Here is a 606-nt window from a genome sequence, read left to right on the forward strand (position 1 = left end):
TTCTTTGGGCGTGAAGAGCTGCAGAACCTGGCCGATGGCGAGGCAGACAGCGTCGACGGTTCGGGCGGCCGCTTTTCGGAGAAAGTGCTTGAGCTTGGCAAAGACCTGTTCGATGGGATTCAGGTCGGGTGAGTATTTCGGCAGGAAGAAGAGCTTGGCTCCCGCGGAGCGGATGAGCTGACGCACGATTTTGCCTCGGTGGCTGCCGAGATTGTCCATCACGACGACGTCGCCGGGACGAAGTGTCGGGAGGAGGACCTTTTCCACGTAGAGGCGAAAGCTGTCGCCGTCGATCGGGCCCTCGATAAACCATGGCGCCTCGATCCGGTCATGGCGCAAGGCGGCCAGGAAGGTCATGGTCTTCCAGCGGCCGTGTGGAACCTTGGTGGGAAGCCTCTGGCCACGCGGCGCCCATCCCCGCAAAGCCGCCATATCGGTTCTGGTCCAGGTCTCGTCGATGAAGACCAGGCGCTCAGGCTCGACGCGATCTTGATATTTGATCCACTGGGCCCGCCGCCTTGCCACGTCGGGACGATCGCGTTCGCCAGCCACCACGCTTTTTTTTGAAGCTGAGTTTCTCGGCATGGACGAACTCCCACACCGAGC

The 606-nt window shown here is 61.4% G+C and carries 1 pseudogene; it reads right to left on the reverse strand.

What is annotated here, in order from left to right:
• Nucleotides 1–606 (reverse strand): annotated as a pseudogene (locus ACZIRK_RS45395) (IS630 family transposase); the annotation flags it as partial.

The organism is Bradyrhizobium sp. Leo114 (genome assembly GCF_055229415.2).